We start from the raw sequence: 19,500 nt of genomic DNA on the forward strand, positions 1-19,500 counted from the left end.
TTGATCGTCCCGCCGGCAGGGTTCGAGGCGGTCACGGTGTATTTGTAGAGGTCTCCATCGGCTGTCTGAATCGTGAGCGGATTGCTCGTGATCAGCGGATTCTCGTTCGTCTGAAGATCGGGAGGAAGATCATAAGCAGCGTCGTACCGCGTTCCGCTAAATATCGTTCCATCGATGCCGGCGGCCGAATAGCCCATGCCGTGCTTTGCAAAGATCGTCCATATCACGGTACGGTTGCCGCCGTTATTGTCGGCCTGATCCGCCGAAAGAATCCCGTCGCGCGCATCCGTCATTGCCGGATTACACGGAGTGGCTTTCAAGCCATCCAGAACCAGCTTGTCTGTGGTAGCGGGACCCAGTGATTTTCGCAAATCCCACAACGTTGCGGTCCAGATCTCACCATCATCGTGCACCTCATATCCATGACTGCCTGTGCCGATGTCCTCATAAGTCAGTGGATATCCTTCGTAGCTGTACCGGCGTTGACCGGAAACGAAGTTCTGGCCGGAGTACCCGCCAAATACAGGGTTATTGAAATAGCTGATGGCAAAGTAGTCCGACCAACCCTCACCCATTCCGCCGGACTGTATTTTGGTAAGACAGGTCGTGCTTGTCTTGGCGCCCACCAGGCGATTGCTGACTCCATGACCGTATTCGTGAACGATGACCTGTCCGTCATAGTCCGCGTCCAGGTCATCTGTCCGTGAGGTTGTGTTTCGTGTAAATATGGCCATGCGCATCTTCGGAGGCATTCCCTCAGGAGTCGGACTGAAGTCCGCGTTGTCCATAAACCCGCCAAACTGCGCCTCGGCCATGACCGCATCATTACCGGCTCCGCCGTGTCCCAGGTTATCCGTTTGAAAATTCCCGGCAGCTTCGTTGAAACCCAGACCGTAGTAAAAGTCATGCGCGAGATTGACAAAATAGAACAGGCTCGTGACGGCGGCCGGTTGATAGCTTCTTGGATCGAGCTGAACGGTTCCGTCTCCGAACGGGAAGTTAAAAGTCTGATTCGTACTCAAGGCGCGGCCGGCCTGCATATTGGAGTTCGTCAGGGTATCGGGCTGATCATTACCATCGGTATCCAGGTAAGCGTCGACATTGTTGCCGGTGGTTACCGTTGCGGTTGAGGGGAGCCAGCTGTCCGGAAAAGTTACAAGGCTTCTTGTGCCGGTCGACGGAGACTGCGGCCACACATTGCCCTGAAACGATGAAACATACAGATTGTGACGAAGCAGGAGCGCTCCGGTTGCTGCATCGACAACCAGTTCGTACCAGCGCTGCTGATCCAGCTCGAGAAAAACCCGGTAAGCCAGACGCGCCGATGACGCGTTCATAGGAAAAACCGTCAATTCCGCCGTTATCGGGCTGTATCTGCCCCCGCGGGGGTTGGCGAATGTCGTCTTATTGTCCGTGCCTGGCATCACGGAGAGCGTTGCCGCCAGAGCGGTCCCGCTACCGGCAAAGGCCGCCCTGACCGCATTTTCGGGAGTCAGCCGCGCCGCCGTTGACACATTCAATCCGGGCGTAACATCTCCTGTTGCGATCTGGATGATTTCTCCAGCTTTATTCAAGGTGAATTTGATCTGGCCGTTGAACACATCGATGCCGTTGACAGTCTGGTTGAAAGCGACGAACCTCGCGCTATCCGTCGTGTCGTCAACAAGAAGCCGGAGGCCGTCGATTTCGGCCGGAGTCATGGGGAAAATGTCAGTGCGCCCCCTTAGAAAGCCTCTGGCTATTTCGGAGGCTGAAAGGCTGGAAGGAGCGCTGAGAGAATGCCCGTCGCGCAGATACAGTTTAGGCATTCCGTACTTGCTGGGAACAATCCGGGTCCCCTGCCCGGCTTCCTCAGGCCGCCTCGCAAATGCCGTCAGCGCAGCCGAGCGGCGGTCCACCACAGTTCTGGACTCGGCTTCCGAGGATGATGTGGTTGCCGCAAGCGCCGACTCGCGGATGTCGAAGTCGGGGAGAGATCTTTTCCCGCCGGTTCCGGACTGCCCCGCAGCGAGGGAACAACTGATGCCGAACACGATAATCCCGAAAATGCATCCTTTTAGCACAGATCCTCCGCACGAACTTCGAGGCGTAGCGGGGATTCTACCGGTCCATCGCTCGAATTGCATCCCAAATTATTGGTCTGTTAATGCTAGAGTCCTGCTCCGTCGTTAATGCTGGCATTGGGGAATAAAAAAGGGCCCATCCGCATTTGACGGACGGGCCCTTTCAGTTCAGCAGACGGCTATTGGCCGGAGTCGCAAGCCTCGGTAATGCAGATCGATTCGAGCGTACGGCCCATCGGGGGCGCCGGCAGTCCCGCCGCGATCAGCAGTTTGCGAATGAGGGCTCCCGCATCCGGATGAGGGATGGCGGATTGCACGCCGACGCGGACGAGGCCGTCCGCGTAGTCGACGGGTTCCCAGGTGTGAACGGCGAGCTTGCCGCCGCGGTTGTCTGTATTGCCGTAATCACGGACGTCCAGTTTCGCGCCGTGGTCGTACAGCATCTGAATCACAACAGGGCGGCCTTTGTGCGCAGCGCCGTGCAGGGCGACACGCCCGGTGTCGGCTTGAGCATTCGGATCGAGGCCAAGGTCCAACAGCATCTTCACGGCTTCTTCGTTTTCCTTGACGCCCCACTCGTAGGTGATGCCTTCGACCCAGCCGATCCCGGCCGCGACCTGAAGAGGGGTAACGCCAAGAACCGTATTGATCTTCGGATCGGCGCCGTGGGCCAGAAGAAGTTTCATCAGCACGACGTCGCCGGATTGCGACGCCCGGAGGAACGCGGTCGCGCCGTCCTCACTGAGCCATTGATTCGTGAACACGGTGCGCGTCTCGGTACTGTCCTTCATTCGGGCGTTTACGTCCGCGCCTTTGTCGAGGAGCAGCTTGATGAAATCGAGATGATCCATGTCCGGCTTGCGGACCGGATAATCGCCGCTCTCGATGTTGCGGTTGTCCGTCGCGATGTAAAGCGGAGTCCAGTTGCCTTTGTTGGCAAGATTCGGATTGGCGCCGTGATCGAGCAGGTAGGAGCCAAGCTTGTAGTACCGGTTTTGAGTCGCGACAAGCAGAGGGCTCCAGCCGTAACCCGACACCTGGTTGATATCGACGCCGGCGGCAAGCAACGCTTTAACCGATTCGACGTCGTTGGACCGGGCAGCGTAGATCAACGGCGTTAATGCGCCGCCGTCGTTCGGAGTACCTCTGCCGCGTCCGCCTCCGCCGCCGACTGCTGCAGCTGCATCGTCTCCCTGGTCGTCACCGGCGGCAGCATCACCTGCGGCCGCTCCAGCAGCGGCCCCGCGGGCGCCGCCACGGCCTGCAGCCGCGCCGCGCTGACCTGCGCCGCCGCGTTGTCCCTGGGCAGCCTGCGGCGGTTGCGCATTTGCTCCAACAACAGCTCCAGCGTCCTCGCGCGGAGGCAACGCGGTTCCAAATGCCTGGCCCGCAGCCAAAGCTGCACCTTGAGCGGCGACTTGTTTCCGCGGATCGTTCGCCTTGCCGAGCGCGGGTCCTTTTCCGCGAGGGGCGGGATTCGATCGCGCATTGATATCGGCGCCGCGCTGAATCAAAAATTGAACGGCCGGGGCATGCGCTTCATCCGCCGCCCACATGATCGGCGTTGTTCCGCGAGCCGTGTCTTTCGCGTTCAGATCCGCGCCGTGATCGATAAGGACCTTCATGGCCTCGACGTTGCCCGTGCGCGCTGCAGCCATCAACGGCGTTCTTCCCAATGGAAGGTGTTCATTAGGATCGGCGCCGGCAGCCAAAAGCGCGGAGATCATGGCGGCGTCGCCGTTGATGCCTGCAAGCCAAAGCGGAGTCGAACCCTCGCGGTTCGCCACCTTGACATTCGCGCCTGCGCGAATCAACAGGTCCGCCATTTCTTTATCGCTCTTGTAAGCGGCCCAATGCATGGCCGTGGCTCCATCGGGCTGCGGAGCGTTGACGTCTGCGTGTTGCTGGATCAGCGTCCGGATGGCAGCTTTATCGCCGCGCATGGCTGCATCTGCAACGTCGCTGCGTCCGGCGCCGATCATCGCTGCGGCGGATGCCAGCAGAACCAGTGCACAGACTCCCGTAACGTGTTTGAGGTTCATTACAGATTCTCCAACCGGCCTGTACTATCGCCGATGCTTTCGAGGTGAATGTCGTATTTGTCCAGGATACTCAACAGGAGATTCCCGGTGGGCACCTGCTTCGAGGGATATGCCAGATGCCGGTTCCCTTTGATTTTGCCGTTCAATCCGCCGACCAGCACGTGCGGAACGTCGTAATGCTGATGCTGATTCGAGTTGCCCATGTTGCTCCCGTATAGAATCAACGAGTGATCGAGCACCGTTCCGTCGCCTTCCTTGATCTTTGAAAGGTTCTCGACCAGGTGGGCCAGCATCTTGATGTGATATTGATTCAACTTCGCATAATTCTCGATGATCTTGGGATTTTCTCCATGATGGGATCCGCCATGGAAACCGAGCGTTGGCGCTTCGCTTGCCGGATACGTACGGCCGGTCAGGTCGCGCGCGAAGATCAGTGTGCCGACCCGCGTAATATCCGCCTGGAAGGCCAGGGAGAGCAGATCGAATTGCAGCTTGATGTGTTCGTCGAAGGTTTGCGGCACGCCGACCGGAACGGCCATGTCTTCCGGCGCGACCGTTGAGGCCTTCATCGCGATGTCCAGCCGGCGCTCGATCTCGCGCACGTTTTCGGCGTAGGTATCGAGCCGTCCGCGGTCCGAAACGCTCAGGTCCTTGCGCAGGCGCGCGAGGCTGCCGCCGACCGAATCCAGAATACTCTGATCGCGTTTCCGCCGTGCGGCCCGCTGCTCGACGGTGGTGCCATCGCCGAACATGCGCTCGAAAACCACTTGCGGATTCAGTTCCATCGGCAGCGGATCTGTCGGCGACGTCCATGAGATCGTGTTCGTGTAGACACAACTATAGCCTTCGCCGCAGTTGCTCGAGTTGGAGCCCGGATCCTCGACGGCCAGCTGCATGGACGGCATCAAATTACCCTGGCCGATCTTCTGCGCGATCATCTGGTCGATCGTGGTTCCCGCATACACATCGGGGCCCGCCGTTTTCCTCGGCTTGTTGGCGCACATGAATGCGGCGGCGACCCAGTGGTCCGCGCCGGTCGCTCCGGGAGGCGGCTCTGCGGAACGCGAATGCAGGCCGGTGAGCTGGGTCACATACTCTCGAAAGGGTTCGAGAGGCTTGTAGCAGAACTTGAAGTCGAAGTCCGTGCCCACCTTTTCCGGTATCCACCAGCCCGGGGCGATGCCGTGCGGCACGAAGCAGCCGACAAAGCGGGGTTTCGGATTGGCCGCCGTTTGTGCCAGCGCGGTCGCAGCCGGCACCATCGCGTCCAGGAAAGGCAGCGCCAATACGGCGCCCGCGCCTTTCAGTACCGTTCGCCTGGAAATGTGCTTCTTAGTGATAAACATGTTTTAATGCTCCTTATTATTGAAGGCTGCGCGCTGTCGCGCTTGCGCTTCGCGTATTATTACTAACGCGCCGCCGTTAGCGGGGCGGCTTTCATGTTCATCTGGAATGCAGGGCTCTTGACGACGCCGAGCACAAGAGACGAAAACTTATAATTGTTGGCCGACGCGTCGCGAACGATCGAACGAACCAGCGGCATGTCGGGATATTCGACGCCACGGCCGAGACCGTAGGTCAGAAGCTTCTCGGCAACGACGCGCATAAACGTATCCTGGCGTTTGACCAGCACGTCGCGAAGGCTCTTCACGCCGTCCACTTTCGTTCCATCCACGATGACGCCGCTGGCATCGATAGGCTGGCCTTCATCCTGGGTCCGCCACATACCGACAGCGTCGAAATTTTCCAGCGCCAGGCCGAGCGGCTCAAAGATCTGATGGCAGGTGTTGCACGTCGGATTCGAATGATGCGCTTCCATCGTCTGTCGCATCGTCGGCGCCTTCGCATTGCCGGTCGTGTCTGCCGCTTTTTCCTTGATCGCCGGAACGTTTGGCGGCGGATCCGGCGGGCTGACGCCCAGGAAAGTCTGCAGGAACCACTTGCCGCGTTGCACCGGAGAAGTGCGGGCCGCGTTCGAAGTCACTGTCAGCAGCGCCCCCTTGCCGAGCAGGCCGCGCCGCATGTCCATATCCGGGCCCAGCGTCACACGGCGGAATTGCGGGCCGTAGATATTGGGGATTCCATAGTGTTTGGCCAGCCGCTCGTTGACGTAGGTGTAATCGGCGGTCAGCAGGTCCAGCACGCTGCGATCTTCATGAACGACGCTGCCGAAGAAGAGTTCCACTTCGCGCTGAAATGCGTCCCTCAGATTGTCATCGTAGTCCGGGAACAGATTCACGACGGGTTCGCTCGTCTTCAACGAACGGACGCTGAGCCACTGTCCGGTGAAATTCGTAATCAGAGCCTCGGCGCGCGGATCGGCAAGCATGCGCCGCACCTGCTTCTCCAGAACGATGGGATCCTTGAGCTTGCCTTGAACCGCCAGGTCGATCAACTGATCGTCGGGGACACTGCTCCACAAAAAGAACGATAAGCGCGATGCCAGCTCGAGGTCGGTGATGCGATAGGCCTTCCCGACGGCAATACCTGCCGGCTCGCGTTCTCCGCGATAGACGAATTCAGGATCCGCAAGGATGCGCTGCAAAGCCGCTTCGATACCCTGATCGAAAGTGCCGCCTTCTTTCCGGCCGGCGAGATAGAAGTCCGTCAGCGACTCCATGTCCGCCGGCGTAGCGGGCCGCCGGAACGCGTGCTTTGTTAAAGTCGAGATGATGGTTCGGGCGCAGGTGTTTTCGTCCCGGGCCGTCGCCGGATGGCAGACAAAAATCTTCTGCCGGCTCGCTGTATCTTGCGCGCCCTGGGCATTGTATGGACCTTCGATCACGACTTGCCCGACGTGGGGATAGAACTGATATCCCGGGATGTCTCCGGGGGTGTTCATGGTGCGTTCGAACGGCCGGTTCAATTCCGTAGCTGGCAGATCATTCGTTGCGATGAAGGTTACGCCGACGGTATGCAATCCGGCCTTGAGCGGGATGCGGGGACTGCGTCCTCCGTTGCCGCGCGTATTCGCGATTTCCTTGTCCCAATCGAACAGCTTGACGCGCGAGCCGTCGACAGTAACCTCGAGCTGCTCCCCTTTGATTTGCCCGAGCACGGCCTGGAAGTATCCCGTGATGCCCGTGACTTTGAAGGTGTATTCGCCGTCTGCCGGGAAGTCATATTTGATCAGCATGCCGCCGCGGGTTCCGAAAGGCAGTCCCTCGACATGGAAGTTCTGCGCGGTATCCGGCGGAACTTCGAACACGCCCTGCGTTGGAGCCGAGACATCGCCAATCGCGAGCCGGCTGATTTTTCCCGCAGCCGAAAGATACGCCTCCATCAAAGCGGGCGACATCGTCAGAGCGCCGGCAATGTTGTCGAAACCGCGGGTGGAATCGTCGGGCGGAAGGAACTTCGTGGAGTCGACTTCGAGGCCGATCAGATCACGAATCGCATTCGCGTACTCGGTGCGATTCAGGCGATGGAGTCCGGGCGACGGAACGCTGGTGACGGCGCTGCGATCGAGTTCGTTTTCCGTCCAGACCACAAAGGCATTCAGGGTTGCGGGATCCGGACGCTTCATTCCCTTGGGCGGCATCATGCCCGCGCGCAGCTTGCGGACGACCTTCTCACCGATTTCCGCATGCTGGCCGATATGCGCAATATCGAGTTCATCCAACAGCAGGTTCGCCGTCTTCAGCTTGACGTTGTGACATGTCACGCAATACTGATCGAGAAGCGCACGCTGAGCTGTGGCATCCCGGGCGGGAGCCGGCGTATTCGCCTTCAGCGGCGTTGCCTGCGGCGTCGTTTGTTGCGCAGATCTGGCCACTGGGGCCGCCGTCCTGGTCGTTTGAGCGGACTGTGCAGATACCATGGCGACTGACATGACAGTCACGGCACCGGCCAGCAATAACTTGGTGTTCACAGGATCCCTCCGTCCTACACGCACATTAATGACATAGAAGTACTTATCTCTTTATGCCACCCATGGATTGAAGTCAAGAATTCTTTGAAAAAATGTCTTCCGGCGGTCACTCTATTTACTTGACGTTTTGCCAGACGCGGCGTTGTTGACTCCCGATCTTCAGGGTGTTACGTTCCAGGAGTTCTCGCTCCAGGGCCGGAGTGGCGAAATTGGCATACGCAGCAGACTCAAAATCTGCCGGTACTTAGTACCGTGGGGGTTCAAGTCCCCCCTCCGGCATCACCCCCAGAAATTCCGGTCTCACCGGGCGCCCGGAGGCCGCTGCGAGGCCGGGTTGCGGTTGTATTCCTCGGACTTTCCCAGCGGAATGGAGAGAGAATCCCACGAAGTGCCGCGGAACGATTTGGCAAGATAGACGATCTGACCGACGTGGTAGCTCGTGTGCGCCACAAGGCGCTGCAACGCATCGACCACAGTGAACTGCTCGCCGCGAATGCTGACCGTGCGGAAAAGATCCTCATCCTGGAGCGGCTCCAGCGCTGAAAACAGGACGGCCCAGCCGTCATTCCATCGGCTGAGGACCTCGGCACGGGTGATTCCAACGCGCGGTTCGAATTCGGTGTCGCGTTTCCGCCAGGACTTTTCACCGTCAGCGGTCAGAAAGTCTGTGAATCGCGACTTCAGGTTCCCGGCGATGTGCCAGACCATGACGGCCATGGAGTTGTTGTCGCCCGGCCCGCTCTTGCCGAACTCGTCGTCCCTCAGCTGCCGGAACGCCCCTTCCCCCAGGGCTTTATAGCGGCGCCATTCGCCTTCGAGCGAGGAAACAATCTGTCTCATTGCGTTCGCAGTGTATAACATCGATAGGGGAATGAGAGAAGCCGCCTTCCATTGGATCGCACAATGGATTTCACAATATGGATACGCCGGAATTTTCTCGCTGCTTGTATTTGGAATCGTCGGCTTGCCTGTGCCCGACGAGTGGCTGCTGACATTTTCCGGCTATCTGGTTTTCAAGCGCACGCTCGTGTTTGCTCCGACCTTCGTGGCCGCTTTTGCCGGCAGTTCGTGCGGCATCACGTTCAGTTACCTGCTGGGGCGGCTCTTCGATACATACGTCCTCCTGAAGTACGGCCGCTTCATTCATCTGACACCCGAGCGGCTGGCACGTGTGCACACATGGTTCGAGCGCCGCGGGCGTTGGACGCTCCTGATCGGCTACTTCATTCCCGGTGTCCGCCACCTGACCGGATACGTCGCAGGCGTCTCAAAACTCTCCTATGCGAATTTTGCTCTCTTTGCCTACACAGGCGCATTTTGCTGGGCCGCTGTGTTCATCTCGCTGGGTTACCTTCTGGGAGAACAGTGGAATCGGGTGCTGGAGAGCATCCATGAAACAAAACTGCTTATGATTGGCCTCGCAGTTGCGGCCGTGCTTGGATATCTGATTTTCAGCTACCTCCGGCGGCAGCAGAGACACGCTTAAGGTAAAAGGAGGAACCCATGGACCCGAGATATCCGATCGGCAAGTTTACCTGGAGTGGCTCGAATACATCGAGCCAGCGCGCCGAGCTGATTGAAGATATTACCCTCACTCCGCAGCGGCTGCGAAAAGCTGTCGAAGGATTAATGGAGCTACAGCTGAACACGCCGTATCGGGAAGGCGGATGGACGGTTCGGCAGGTCGTGCACCACTTGCCGGACAGCCATATGAACAGCTACATCCGATTCAAGCTGGCCCTGACAGAGCACGAACCAACGATCAAGGCTTATGACGAAGCGAAGTGGGCGGAACTCATCGACGCCAGGAACGCGCCTATCGAACCATCATTGCAACTGATGGACGGGTTGCACCGCCGCTGGGTCATGCTCCTGCAGTCTTTGTCGGGCGACGACGTTCAACGGAAATTCATGCACCCGGAACTCGGAGTCGTTTCCATCGACCAATACATCTCCGTGTATGCCTGGCACGGAAAACATCATGTCGCGCACATCACCAGGCTGCGCGAAAGACAAGGCTGGTAGAAGACTCTAGAAGACTCTATTGCAGATTGCATCATTCGAAGTTTCTGCATTTGAAATTTGAAATGAAGCAACCTCGAATGATGCAATTTCCAATAAGATCATTCTTTCGAATAGGGCTGTCCCAGAGCACGTGGCGCGCGGGAGGCGCCGATGAAACCGGCAAGCACAACCATCGTCAGAATGTAGGGAAGAATCTGAATGTACTCGACCCGCACATGCGGGATCACGCCCTGCATCTGGATCGAAGCGGCTTCCGCAAATCCGAACAACAGACACGCCAGCATCGTCTGAAACGGACGCCATTTTCCAAATATCAAGGCCGCCAACGCGATAAAGCCGCGGCCGGCAGTCATGTTGCGCGTAAACAAAGACGACTGCCCGATCGAAAGATATGCGCCTCCGATCGCCGCCAGCGCACCGGACAAAAGAACGCCGGCGTACCTTATACGAATCACGCTGACTCCTGCAGTGTCCGCGGCTTCCGGATTCTCACCGGCTGCCCGCAATCGCAATCCGAACGGGGTGCGATAAAGCAGATACCAGACGATCGGCACCAGCGCGAAGGCAATGAATACCGGGGCGTTCGGAATCAGGTTCGTGCGTGGAATAGGCGGGGTGGAGCCGGTTGTTTCAAACAGCGCACCGCTGAGCAGCGTGGGTACGCCGAGCATCAGAATATTGATGGCGGTGCCGGTCACGACCTGATCCGCGTCAAAACTGATGCAGGCCACAGCATGGATCAAAGCGCCAAGAAGTCCGGCCGCGATTCCCGCCGCTAAGCCGATCCATGGGCTACCCGCATAGTGCGTCACTGCCGCACTGGCAAAGGCGCCCGCCAGCATCAGACCTTCCAACGCGATATTGATGACTCCCGACCGCTCCGAGAACAATCCTCCGAGGGCGGCAAGGAGCAACGGCGTGGCGAACCGAACCGTCGAAAACAAAATACCGAACGTGAAGATGTCTTTCATGAAACGCGTTTACCCATGCGCCTCCGGAACAGGGCTTCCGCGGCGACGAAAAGGATAATGAGTGCCTGCAGAACGAAGACCAGATCTTTCGAAACGTGCTCCGTGAAAATGTCCACAAACAGCCCGCCGCGCGTGAGGGCTCCGAAAAACAGCGCAGCGAGAAGAACGCCAAGAGGGTGATTGCGTCCAAGCAACGCCACGGCTATTCCAGTGAAGCCGTAGTTTGCAGAAAAATCCTGGTAGTACCGATAGCGATAACCGAGGACTTCATTGACCGCAACGAAGCCCGCAAGACCGCCGGAAACGGCCATAGCCAGAACAATCTCCTTCTTTACGGAGATGCCGCCATATTCAGCGGCGCTCGGGTTCGAACCTGTCGCACGGATTTCGTATCCCCACTTCGTACGCCAGAGGAAAACATAGACCAGCGCGCAAGCCGCCAGGGCCAGCAGAAACGCAAAATTCAACGGCAACCGTGAGGGCAATCCGGGAATGAACCGGCCTAACCGGGGGATGTGCCCCGCCCCCGCTATGGCACGAGTCTCCAGGATGGGATCCCCCTGCTCCTTGAAATAAGACTGTGTCAGCGCACTCGCGATTCCTGCGGCAATGAAATTCATCATGATGGTATTGATGACCTCATGCGATCCGAAGCGCGCTTTCAAAACTCCCGGAATCGCTCCCCATGCGGCCCCGGCCAGTACAGCGATGCCGCAGGCCAGCGGAATCAAGAGCCACCACGGAAGACGGCCGAATTCAATTCCTGCCCATGCCGTCGCGAACGCTGCGATCGTCAATTGCCCCTCGGCTCCGATGTTCAGCAGCCCGCAGCGGAATGCGACCGCTACCGCGAGCCCGGTAAAAATAAGAGGAGTGGCATAGAAAAGCGTGTACCCGATGCCATCGGGCCACGACAGCGCGCTGCCGATAAGCAGCCGATAGGTGTAAATGGGATCGTCTCCAATGATGGCGACGACGATTCCGCCGATCACAAATGCAGCGGCTATCGCGATCAGGGGGAACAGGAGTTCGCGTGCGAGCTTCATCTGCCGCCTGTCATCATCAAGCCGATTTCCTCTTTTGTCGCTCGAACGGGATCCACTTCGCCGGCGATGCGGCCTTGATAGAGGACCATCAACCGGTCGGCCAGAGCCGTGACTTCCTCGAGTTCGGCAGACACCAGCAGGATCGCGCAACCGGCATCGCGCAAGGCCACCAGTTTTCGATGGATAAACTCGATCGCCCCGATATCCACGCCACGCGTCGGCTGCGACACCAGCAGCAGCTTCGGCGGCAAGTCAAATTCGCGGCCGATAATCAGCTTCTGCTGGTTTCCGCCGGATAGCGCGCGTACCGGTAGATCCGCGTTTGCAGGACGCACATCGAAATCGCGAATGATCTGTTCCGTGCGTGCGCGAATGGCCGGCTCATCCAGCAAGATACCTCCGAAATGCCGCACCGCGGGCTTCCGGTAGTGCACTCCAAGGATTGCATTCTCAGTGAGAGGAGAATCCAGCAGAAGCCCTCGCCGGTGACGGTCTTCGGGAATGTGAGCAATGCCCCGTTCTTTACGGGCCCGTGCCGGCATGTCCGTGATTGTGTTTCCATCAAAGAAAACCTGACCTGAGATAGCGGACGGATCCGAAAGACCGGCCAGCGCTTCAATCAATTCTGTCTGTCCGTTCCCCTCGACCCCAGCGATACCAACGATCTCGCCGGAGCGCACCGCGAAAGACACTTCACTGACGGGCCGGCCGCCGTCCGATTTCTTCACGGAGAGATTTCGCACCTCCAAAACCAGTCCCGCAGGACGTGCCGGTGTTTTTTCGACCCGCAACAGCACTTCCCTGCCGACCATCAGGCGAGCCAGCTCCGCCGCATTCGTTTCGCGCGTATTCCGTTGTCCGACAACGCGGCCATCACGCATGACGGTCACTTCGTCGGAAATGGCCAGGACCTCCTCGAGCTTGTGGGTAATGATGATGATGGTTTTTCCCTGTCCGCGCATCCGCCGGAGGATCTGGAAAAACTCTTCCACTTCAAGAGGAGTCAGCACTGCCGTCGGCTCGTCGAGGATCAGAATGCGCGCCTGCCGATACAGCGCCTTCAGCAGTTCCACGCGCTGCTGCTCTCCGACGGAGAGCGTTTCAACAATCGAGCGGGGATTGATCGCGAGGTGAAATTCTTCGGACAGGGCGGCAATCTGTTTCTCCGCTCCACGCACATCGAGAGCGGCGGCGGTGCCGGGCTCGGCGCCGAGAATAATATTCTCGGCAACCGTCATCGTGTCGACCAGCATGAAGTGCTGATGCACCATCCCGATTCCCAATGCGATCGCGTCGTGGGGGTTCTGGATAGATTGAATGTTGCCGTCGACCAGAATTTCGCCGCCGTCGGGCCGGTAAAATCCATAGGCCAGACGCATGGCAGTTGACTTGCCGGCGCCGTTCTCGCCGACAACAGCATGGATCGTTCCGCTACGGACGACGATATTGATGTGGTCGTTGGCGAGAACCTGGCCGAAGCGCTTCGTGATGTTTCGCAGCTCGAGCATTGTCTAGGACTGCGGCCTCATCACTCTCACTTCTCCATCGCGTTGGTGACTTTGATTTGACCGGCAATGATTTTTTGTTTTGCGGATTCGACGGCGGCGAGGGTGGAGACTGGGATCAGGCTCTTGTTAAAGTCGTCGAGAGAATAGCCGATGCCGTCGTTGTCCAGGCCGTAGCTGTGCACGCCGCCAAGCGGCCGGTTTTCCACGCGATCTTTCACGATCTGATACACCGCGTTATCGACGCGCTTGACCATGCTGGTGAGGATGAATCCCGGTTTGACCCAGTTCTGGTTTGAATCGACGCCGATCGCGAACGCCCTGGCACGTCCCTGACTGTCCTTGCCGTATTGCTCGACAGCGTCGAAGGCGCCGAGGCCCGAATTTCCGGCTGCGGCAAAGATCACGTCCGCCCCTTTTTCAATCTGAGTTTGCGCCAGTTCTTTGCCTTTGACCGGATCGTTCCATGCAGCATCCGTGACGCCGACGTAATTCGCAATGACGCGAGTCTTCGGATCGACAGCCTTGGCGCCCTCTTCGTATCCAACCTCGAATTTTCGAATGAGCGGAACGTCCATACCGCCGACAAAACCAATCGCGTGGCTCCTGGACGTCATCGCGGCGATCATTCCGACCAGATAGGAACCTTCATGTTCCCTGAAAACCAGCGAGGCGACATTGGGGAGCTGGCTTACGCCATCGATGATGGCGAAATTCAGGTTGGGATAGTCCTTCGCAACCGAATCGACAATGGGTGTCTGATTAAAGCCAACGCCGATTATAAGGTCATAGCCTCGTTCGGCAAACGCACGCATCGCCGGCTCCACGGAAGTCGCGTCGCCCGGCTCGACGTCGCGCACCACAATCGGAAGGTCCATGGCGGCGCGCTTTACGCCCTGCAATGCAGCAGCATTGAAGGAGTGGTCGTCTTTCCCGCCGATATCGAAAACGATCCCGACATGAACTTTCGAGGTATCGTCGGCGGCATATCCTGCCCGGTTGCAGCCCGTCAGAACGGCCGCACAAGCCATCAGAATCGCGGCAAACCATTTCATTCGCCGCGATTGTACATCACCTCATCTTCGTAATGCCGAGGGCTCGAATTCTCTTATGAAGGTTTGTCCGCTCGATCCCAAGCACTCGCGCGGCGCCGGACACATTCCAGTTCGTTTGCTCGAGAGCTTTCAGGATGCTTTCACGCTCGGCGGAATTGCGCGTTTCATGCAGGTTGGATGGCGCTTCACCCTCGGCTGCCAGGCGGATTTCCAAAGGGATAGAAGACGCCGTCAGACGATCTTCGGATGAAAGAATCGCCATTCTTTCGGTCGTATTCTTCAGTTCCCGCACATTTCCCGGCCAGGAATAGTTTTCGAAGAATCCGAAGACTTCGTCTTCGATGGCTTTGGGCCTGAAATTGTTTCGAAGGCAAAACTCGTTGAGGAAGTAATGCGCCAGGTCCCGAATCTCCTCCGGCCGCTCACGCAATGCAGGGGCACGAATCGGGACCACGCTGAGGCGGTAGAACAAATCCTCGCGAAACTTATTCTGGCCGATGAGTTCCTGAAGATCGCGATTGGTCGCAGAAACGACGCGGACCGAAACGCGGAACGTCTGTTCGCCTCCGACACGCTGAAACTCTCCCTCCTGAAGGACGCGGAGCAGCTTTGCCTGCGACCCCTCGTGAAGGTCGCCGACCTCATCGAGAAAGATGGTCCCCCCGTCGGCCAGTTCGAATTTGCCGCGCCGGGCAGCAACGGCGCCGGTGAAGGCGCCCTTTTCATGCCCGAACAGTTCGCTCTCAAGCAATTCAGCCGGTATCGCGGCGCAATTTACTTTTACGAACGGCCCGGCCGCAAACGGGCTCTCGCGATGAATGTGTTCCGCCAGCAGCTCTTTTCCGGTGCCGGATTCACCGCTCAGCAAAACACGGGCATCCGATCTGGCGACAAGCGTGGCCTGTTCGATCGCCTGCCTCAGCGCGGGGCTGGAGCCGATCATTTTCGGTCCTTCCCCGACCATCTCGCGATAGCGCTCGTTCTCGCGCTTCAGACTCGCCTGTTCGAGCGCGTTTTTCAGAACGATGAGAACCTTATCGCGCGACAAAGGCTTCTCGAGAAAATCGAATGCGCCCGCGCGCAGGGCCTGCACGGCATCGGCGATCGTCCCGTGACCCGAAATCATGATGGCGGGAACATGCAGCAGCGGCAGCAGGCCGATTCCGCTTCCGTCGGGCAACCGGACATCGATCAGGCACGCGTCAGGCCGATATTTACTCAAGCGCGCCCGAAACTCGGCGGCGTTCGCGCAGACCAGGACGCCATAACCCTCGCCTTCAAGAATCATCTGCAGCGATCTCCCGATGTTCGGCTCATCGTCGACGACAAGAATCCGTTTAGCCGGCACTATTCCGCCTTCGGCAGCACGACACGGAATGCCGCTCCGCCAAGTTCGCTTCGGACGTGAAGGATGTCGCCGCCATTGAGCAACGCACTTTTGCGGGTGATGGAGAGCCCGAGGCCCATTCCACCCTTCTTGAAAGTGATTGTCGGTTCAAACAGAGAACGCATCGCCTCTTCGCTGAGTCCAGGACCCGAATCATGAATTTCGACGAAGACTTTACCATCGGCGGTCGTGGTTACGGCCAACACATGTCCCGCTTCGCCTACCGCCTCGGCCGCATTCTGCAGGAGGTTTGTCACGATACCTTTTACCTGATCTGCGTCCGCAAATGCGCGGGGAGCGCCCGCCGCCAGCCGGGTGTCGTGCGAAACGCCGGAACGGCCGGGCTTGAGCAACGAGAGCCGCTCCATTACCAGCGCATTGATATCCAGAACTGACGGCCGCCGTTCCGGCTCACTCGAAAACTCGGAAAACGCCCGCACTCGCCGCTCAAGAGACTCGATCTCTTCGACAACGATCTGCACCGCGCGATCCATGAACTGCCTATCGGTCTCGGTCTGCCTGGCGGCGATTTCTTCCACCGTCAGACGAATCGGCGTCAGCGAATTCTTGAGTTCATGCGCCATTTTTCTCGCGAGAAGCTGCCAACTGGCAATCTGCGTCAGGTACACAAGCCGATCGCGGCTCTGCTGCAGTTGCTCGGCCATGTTGTTGAATGCGCGGATGGCCTGTCCGGTTTCGTCGTTGCCTTTGGCCGTGAGGCGTACTTGAAGGTTTCCGGAAGCCAGGTCCGAGAGACCACCCGTCAGTTCCTGAATCGGCCGGCTGATTCGATGAGCGAGATAGATAAGAGACGCCAGCGCGAACAACCATACAGCGACGACAAGGACCAGGAGCGTATTGATCAAACCGCGCCGGAGATCTCGATTCTGGGCCTCGGTGACGGCTTCTCTCGCATTCCGATATTCGTCCGAAAGCTGTTGCATCCGGATCGAGCCCAGATCCCGGGAGTAGACCAGAACGCCGTTCGCACTACGAACCAGATAGTCGATGCGGTTGCCACCCTCCCCGGATTGAACGAAGCGTTCGGGTTCTGCACTCTCCCAGAACTCCTGCACCGGCGGGGGCCAGTTCTGCATGGCACTCGTGACATAGCGAGTGGCGGGACTGCGGCCCGCGAGCGCATCTTCTTTAAGGTCCTGCCGCGCCTGCTGATAAAACTCACGGGCTGTCTGTTCGAGCGACTTTGAAAGCTGATCCAACTCATTCGTGGTGGTGTAGGCGAGGCTGCGGTCCAGTAAGGCGGTGGCAATCCAGAGCGTCGCAGCGAGCGGGACGACGGTGGCCGCGAGGAACGCGATAATGAGTCTTCTCTGAAGCAAAAGCTTTTTGCCTTGGTGGCTTACCTCTTTTTTAAATCGGAGAGCCGCAGCGGTCCTATCTCTTCCGTGCCGTGAACCTGTTCTCCACGGGTTCGCCGGCTGAAGATATCAACCAGGCTGCTCAGCGAGAAGCTGGAATTGTCTGCCGGGTCTGCGGGGCCGCCGGATTCCTCGGCGCGGTAGTCCAGGCGGATCCAGAATGCATCCTTCAGCGGCAGAACACCGACGGGCATCGAGACGTTACTGATACACCATGCTTCTGCGGCGGCGGCCGAGAGATGTGAAACCGATTTCGGAGGGCCGCCCAACCTGGTGACCGCAAATTTCTCCTCCCACAGATCGTAGCTGACGGCGAACCGCTCGGCCGAACGGCCGAGCGGTTTGCCGGTGCGATCGGGACGCAGCGTGATGTCGAATTCATAGTTCACCGTCGCTCCGTCATTCAGACGTTTAAGCGCTTCGCCGGTGAGAAAATGGATTCGAGAAGCGACGATGCGCAACTGATCGCCCTCGATATGCGCGGTCAGCGACTGCGCCGCCGCAGCCGTGGTAAGCGCGCTCAGAAGCAAGAGCTGTAATACGGCTCGCTTCAAAACCGGAACCCCGTTGTAAAAACAGGCTCCACGCGGCTCGAACGGATCGGGAATCCCAGCTCCATGAAAAAAGTGTGGCCGCCGATTCCGAAACCTGCCGAATGCCTTGCGATGATCGGCATTCCGGAGTTTCCGACCGCTCCTACGTCATAAAAAATGTGGAAACCCGAGCGGATCTGGCCGACATGAATGCCCTGGTCGGTATTGATGTTGAATTGTCCGATCGAGGGCTTGCCGAAGCCGTACTGAACGGATCCGTAAAGCATCCGATTTCCGCCCGCCGGCGCGATATCGAATTTGTTCCATCCCCGAAGCGTGTCGGTGTTCCCCAACGAAAAGCGTTCGAACATGGGGGCGTTTCCGGAAAGGTGGCCGCCAATGAACGAGAACGACAACTGATTCTTATTCTGGCCATACACGTATTGGGCGTGCAGCACATGACGGGTGTAGATAAAGTCACTGTCGAGCTCGTGATTGCCCGCGCGGAAGTCATAACCGGCTTCAACCTTGTGGCGGTCCTGTGCCGCGTCCGCCCAGACATTGTGAAAATTCAATGACGCCGTGACCGCGCCGGCATTCGCGTCGTGTATCGCCGGGTATTGGATCTGCATCCCGGAAAGACTTAGACCCGCAGTCAGCCGAAGCCGTGGATCGAACCCGAACGTGATACTCGGATCGAAGGTGTTGCGTTCGCGATCGATGCTGTTCCTGTCGGCCAAAACCGTGGATGGCTGCCAGCGTTCGTGGTAGCGCGCATAGCGTAGCGCGACGCCGAGATGGTCGGTGCCCACTTTTGTATTCTCATATCCGAAGGAGAACCCGGCAAACCGTTCGAGCAGGGCGTCCTGATCGTCGGCAAAACCCAGAAGGATACGATTGTTCTGGCCCATGTCGATCGGAAGCGATGGGTCCAGGCTGAAGTTCTGCTTCGAGTGGTAGACGACCCGATCCGGCGGGATATCGAGTTGCGGGATCAAGCGCGCCTTCTGAATCTCGTATATCAGGACGACATGCTGGGGATCGCTGCCCTTTGTGACCTTTTTCTTGACGGTATAGGAGGGCTGCAGTTGTCGACTGATCTCGTGAAGGATCTGATCCGCTTTGTCCTGGTCGAGCTTCTCGCCGACAAGCTTTTGCATCTCATCCTGGATCGTCTGATGGAGCTTGGGATGGTCAGCCCCTTCAATATCCACACGCTCGACGGTGTAACGGGAATTGACGTTTGCCTCGGCGTGCGGCCCGGCGCCTTGTTTCTGAATAACAAAGAGAAGCTTGACCGAATTGCAATCGCTACCCGGAGCGAGCCTGGCCGCCGCCGTGAATGCGGGGCTTTCGGCCTGGATTCGCACGATCAGTTCATCCGCGGCATTCTGGTCGTAGGGTTTGCCCGTGAGCTGATGTATCGCATTGCGCAGGTCCTCACTGATCTCACCGGCGTCGACACCCGAGATCCCGGCGCTCTCGACAATCCCTTTTGGATTGACGCCTTCGGGCGCCTGCTGCGGTGCAGCCAGGCCGGCAAAACAGGACAGGAAGAAAACAATGGAGAGCAGAATCGATCGTTTCATGGCGACGGCTTTAGCAACCGCTGCGCCATTGTAT

Annotated in this window: 15 protein-coding genes and 1 tRNA gene; 3 read left to right on the plus strand and 13 right to left on the minus strand. The window is 58.4% G+C overall.

The window, feature by feature from the left end; genetic code table 11:
• The 4 genes from VGK48_02710 to VGK48_02725 form a co-directional block, all read right to left on the minus strand.
• Nucleotides 1–2,063, minus strand: a 2,063-nt coding sequence (locus VGK48_02710) for a M36 family metallopeptidase (GenBank protein HEY2380072.1), incomplete at its 3' end; no start/stop codon positions are given.
• A gap of 179 nt (nt 2,064–2,242) precedes the next feature.
• On the minus strand, nt 2,243–4,105 hold the full coding sequence (locus VGK48_02715; GenBank protein HEY2380073.1) for an ankyrin repeat domain-containing protein: 1,863 nt from the start codon (nt 4,103–4,105) through the stop codon (nt 2,243–2,245).
• A complete protein-coding gene (locus tag VGK48_02720; protein HEY2380074.1) occupies nt 4,105–5,451 on the minus strand; it encodes a DUF1552 domain-containing protein in 1,347 nt (448 codons plus the stop codon). Before VGK48_02720 ends, VGK48_02715 begins: the two co-directional genes overlap by 1 nt.
• A 62-nt stretch (nt 5,452–5,513) precedes the next feature.
• A complete protein-coding gene (locus VGK48_02725) occupies nt 5,514–7,976 on the minus strand; it encodes a DUF1592 domain-containing protein (protein ID HEY2380075.1) in 2,463 nt (820 codons plus the stop codon).
• Between the two features lie 194 nt (nt 7,977–8,170).
• Between VGK48_02725 and VGK48_02730 the strand changes: the two genes are divergently transcribed.
• Nucleotides 8,171–8,255 (plus strand) — tRNA-Leu (locus tag VGK48_02730).
• A gap of 21 nt (nt 8,256–8,276) precedes the next feature.
• Here the strand turns inward: VGK48_02730 and VGK48_02735 are convergent.
• A complete protein-coding gene (locus tag VGK48_02735; GenBank protein ID HEY2380076.1) occupies nt 8,277–8,816 on the minus strand; it encodes a DUF1572 family protein in 540 nt (179 codons plus the stop codon).
• Between the two features lie 31 nt (nt 8,817–8,847).
• Here VGK48_02735 and VGK48_02740 point away from each other — a divergent pair, with 31 nt between their 5' ends.
• Together VGK48_02740 and VGK48_02745 are read left to right on the plus strand one after the other, a co-directional pair.
• On the plus strand, nt 8,848–9,462 hold the full coding sequence (locus VGK48_02740) for a DedA family protein (GenBank protein ID HEY2380077.1): 615 nt from the start codon (nt 8,848–8,850) through the stop codon (nt 9,460–9,462).
• 17 nt (nt 9,463–9,479) lie between these two features.
• Nucleotides 9,480–10,001 (plus strand): putative metal-dependent hydrolase, encoded by a 522-nt coding sequence (locus VGK48_02745; protein HEY2380078.1) that lies wholly within the window; start codon nt 9,480–9,482, stop codon nt 9,999–10,001.
• Between the two features lie 98 nt (nt 10,002–10,099).
• On the opposite strand, the gene VGK48_02750 is transcribed toward VGK48_02745, so the two are convergent.
• Genes VGK48_02750 through VGK48_02785 form a run of 8 tightly spaced genes read right to left on the minus strand, consistent with a single transcriptional unit; the run spans nt 10,100 to nt 19,466 of the window.
• Nucleotides 10,100–10,972, minus strand: coding sequence for an ABC transporter permease (locus tag VGK48_02750; GenBank protein HEY2380079.1), 873 nt, complete (start codon nt 10,970–10,972; stop codon nt 10,100–10,102).
• Nucleotides 10,969–12,018, minus strand: coding sequence for an ABC transporter permease (locus tag VGK48_02755; protein ID HEY2380080.1), 1,050 nt, complete (start codon nt 12,016–12,018; stop codon nt 10,969–10,971). The genes VGK48_02750 and VGK48_02755 overlap by 4 nt, the downstream gene beginning before the upstream one ends.
• Nucleotides 12,015–13,526 carry an ABC transporter ATP-binding protein gene (locus VGK48_02760; protein HEY2380081.1) on the minus strand — a complete coding sequence of 504 codons (1,512 nt, stop codon included), beginning with the start codon at nt 13,524–13,526 and terminating at the stop codon, nt 12,015–12,017. The genes VGK48_02755 and VGK48_02760 overlap by 4 nt, the downstream gene beginning before the upstream one ends.
• Before the next feature lie 26 nt (nt 13,527–13,552).
• A complete protein-coding gene (locus tag VGK48_02765) occupies nt 13,553–14,578 on the minus strand; it encodes a BMP family ABC transporter substrate-binding protein (protein HEY2380082.1) in 1,026 nt (341 codons plus the stop codon).
• Nucleotides 14,579–14,594: 16 nt separating this feature from the next.
• Nucleotides 14,595–15,926 carry a sigma-54 dependent transcriptional regulator gene (locus tag VGK48_02770; GenBank protein HEY2380083.1) on the minus strand — a complete coding sequence of 444 codons (1,332 nt, stop codon included), beginning with the start codon at nt 15,924–15,926 and terminating at the stop codon, nt 14,595–14,597.
• Nucleotides 15,926–17,305 carry a HAMP domain-containing protein gene (locus VGK48_02775; protein HEY2380084.1) on the minus strand — a complete coding sequence of 460 codons (1,380 nt, stop codon included), beginning with the start codon at nt 17,303–17,305 and terminating at the stop codon, nt 15,926–15,928. Before VGK48_02775 ends, VGK48_02770 begins: the two co-directional genes overlap by 1 nt.
• A 20-nt stretch (nt 17,306–17,325) precedes the next feature.
• On the minus strand, nt 17,326–17,898 hold the full coding sequence (locus VGK48_02780) for a hypothetical protein (protein HEY2380085.1): 573 nt from the start codon (nt 17,896–17,898) through the stop codon (nt 17,326–17,328).
• Nucleotides 17,895–19,466, minus strand: coding sequence for a BamA/TamA family outer membrane protein (locus VGK48_02785; protein ID HEY2380086.1), 1,572 nt, complete (start codon nt 19,464–19,466; stop codon nt 17,895–17,897). The genes VGK48_02780 and VGK48_02785 overlap by 4 nt, the downstream gene beginning before the upstream one ends.
• Between the last annotated feature and the right edge of the window lie 34 nt (nt 19,467–19,500).

This window comes from Terriglobia bacterium (genome assembly GCA_036496425.1).
In the GTDB taxonomy this organism is placed as follows: Bacteria; Acidobacteriota; Terriglobia; order 20CM-2-55-15; family 20CM-2-55-15; genus 20CM-2-55-15.

Excerpts from the sequence above, each read along its gene's own strand:
- VGK48_02715 (HEY2380073.1), bottom strand. The coding sequence starts at position 4,105 with ATGAACCTCAAACACGTTACGGGAGTCTGTGCACTGGTTCTGCTGGCA.
- VGK48_02720 (HEY2380074.1), bottom strand. The coding sequence starts at position 5,451 with ATGTTTATCACTAAGAAGCACATTTCCAGGCGAACGGTACTGAAAGGC.
- VGK48_02735 (HEY2380076.1), bottom strand. The coding sequence starts at position 8,816 with ATGAGACAGATTGTTTCCTCGCTCGAAGGCGAATGGCGCCGCTATAAA.
- VGK48_02740 (HEY2380077.1), top strand. The coding sequence starts at position 8,848 with ATGAGAGAAGCCGCCTTCCATTGGATCGCACAATGGATTTCACAATAT.
- VGK48_02745 (HEY2380078.1), top strand. The coding sequence starts at position 9,480 with ATGGACCCGAGATATCCGATCGGCAAGTTTACCTGGAGTGGCTCGAAT.
- VGK48_02750 (HEY2380079.1), bottom strand. The coding sequence starts at position 10,972 with ATGAAAGACATCTTCACGTTCGGTATTTTGTTTTCGACGGTTCGGTTC.
- VGK48_02755 (HEY2380080.1), bottom strand. The coding sequence starts at position 12,018 with ATGAAGCTCGCACGCGAACTCCTGTTCCCCCTGATCGCGATAGCCGCT.
- VGK48_02760 (HEY2380081.1), bottom strand. The coding sequence starts at position 13,526 with ATGCTCGAGCTGCGAAACATCACGAAGCGCTTCGGCCAGGTTCTCGCC.
- VGK48_02765 (HEY2380082.1), bottom strand. The coding sequence starts at position 14,578 with ATGAAATGGTTTGCCGCGATTCTGATGGCTTGTGCGGCCGTTCTGACG.
- VGK48_02785 (HEY2380086.1), bottom strand. The coding sequence starts at position 19,466 with ATGAAACGATCGATTCTGCTCTCCATTGTTTTCTTCCTGTCCTGTTTT.